Source organism: Streptococcus intestinihominis, assembly GCF_046824975.1.
Classification (GTDB): Bacteria; Bacillota; Bacilli; order Lactobacillales; family Streptococcaceae; genus Streptococcus.
The window spans coordinates 277,058-278,882 of the sequence record NZ_JBKQBL010000003.1; the positions used below are offsets into that span (position 1 = coordinate 277,058).

Annotated in this window: 3 protein-coding genes and 1 pseudogene; all 4 read right to left on the minus strand. The window is 38.8% G+C overall.

Features of this window, described 5'->3' with window-relative positions; genetic code table 11:
* Positions 1-729, minus strand: a 729-nt coding sequence (locus tag ACLOR3_RS06550) for a YlmH family RNA-binding protein (protein WP_412037086.1), incomplete at its 3' end; no start/stop codon positions are given.
* A complete protein-coding gene (locus ACLOR3_RS06555; protein WP_411400654.1) occupies positions 726-986 on the minus strand; it encodes a YggT family protein in 261 nt (86 codons plus the stop codon). The genes ACLOR3_RS06550 and ACLOR3_RS06555, both read right to left, overlap by 4 nt.
* Before the next feature lies 1 nt (position 987).
* Positions 988-1,617, minus strand: coding sequence for a cell division protein SepF (gene sepF / locus ACLOR3_RS06560; protein WP_048715778.1), 630 nt, complete (start codon positions 1,615-1,617; stop codon positions 988-990).
* Positions 1,618-1,626: 9 nt separating this feature from the next.
* A pseudogene (locus ACLOR3_RS06565) lies at positions 1,627-1,825 on the minus strand (YggS family pyridoxal phosphate-dependent enzyme); the annotation flags it as partial.

Sequence of the window (1,825 nt, forward strand, 5' to 3'; positions counted from 1 at the left end):
ATTTTCTGATAGTATTTTAAATCGGCCATACTTTCGAACACTAATTAAATCTGCTACTTGGATCATCCGACTAGGATTATCAATAGTGGCATAGTTTACCTTTACCTGTCCCGACTGAACCAATTGAAAAGCTACAGACCGAGCAAGTTTAAAGGTAGAAGCTACTAGTTTATCAAGTCGAACACTAGTAACCAATAGATCTTTGAGTTTGGATGGTTCATCTACGGTGATAGGTTCTCGACAGTCAATCTCACGAATCTTCACAGATGCCTTTGCGATTTTCTTAAGATTCTCTTTGAAATAGGAGGAGAAACGTTCATCCACATAGATATGAATCTTCCCTTGTCCAACTAGAATATCACCAAAAGACTTTCTTTCTATGCCTAATTGATGGAGAAGCGAACCCAAAACTTGAGAGTGACTTAACCGATAAAACTTATCCGGATAAAGAACTTCTAACAGGCTAATTTCAAAATCAGATGCCTCTAACTGATAGTAGCTAGGAGCCAGAATCACTCGTGCATATTCTGTAGGATAGATTTCTGCACTTGAAAACACCTGCAAACCGTGGTGGGCACCAATTTGTCGTAAAATATCAACCTGATGTGGATTTAAAAAGGAAGTCAGTTCAAAACTATACTGTTGCTCCACTCGAGCTACTAATTCTAGAACTCGATCGATAAAGACGTGGTCTTCTGGACTATAGTGTTGATAAAATCCCTTGGTCATATAAATAGCACCAAAAATTGAAGGACAAACCGTTCCACTACGGATAGAGCAAGTAAGGCAAACATGACTGTAAAGTCTAACCCACCAAATTGCAAAGGAATCTTTCTAAATAGGCTCAAAAATGGTTCGACGATCCGTTGAACCATTTTAGCTAAAGCCGATTCTGATGCATTTGGAAACCAACTAAGCAAAGCATAGATGATTAGTACTAGCTCAAAAACCTGAAAGAAATTTCTAACTAATTGTAGGACAAACATATTAACGATTTCGTTTCATATCAAAGTCGTACTCAGCAACTTCGACATCATTTGGAAGGCGAATATCTTCAATATTCACAACGACATTGATTGGTGTTAATAAGTACATAGTACTCGCAACACGACGTAGATTCCCGGCTAATACATAGCGAGCACCATCCAAATAATCCAAACATCTTCTTGCTTGAACTTCAGTCATATATTGGAAGTCAATAAGAATACTTTCGTTTGCCAACAACAAGTCAACAATTTCAGTTGCTTCTTCGTATTTACGAGGATAGCGAACATCAATTGTAATCTTTTCATCTGCAGCAGAACGATTTCTTGCCAACTCTTGTTGACGTTGATGAAGTCGAGTAATATTTTCAGAAGATGATTTTTGAGATGAAGCTGATTCAACCACTGCTGTAGAAGCTACTTGTGGACGACTAGCTGCAACAGGAGTAGGTTTCTGCTCCTTGGCAGCTACCACAGCTTTTTGACGTGGTTTTGATGATGGTTGTACTGGTTTAGGGGATGCTACAGGTTGGCTAGCTCCGACTGCTTGAGCAGGCGCTTCTTGCACATCGTACTCATCTCCATCTTCAGTAAAATAATCAATCAATCGATCAAATCTATCTTTAAATGACATAATTCTTTCCTATTTGAAAAATGAGGTCCCAATTCGCACAAAAGTCGCACCGTTAGCAATCGCCACATCATAATCACGACTCATTCCCATGCTTAACTCTGTAAAGGGCATATTTTTCAACTGTTTCTTTTGTAATTCTTTTTGAAGTTGGTGAGTTGCTGCAAATATAGCTTGCAACTCGTCCTGACTTGCCTCAAAAGGAGCCATC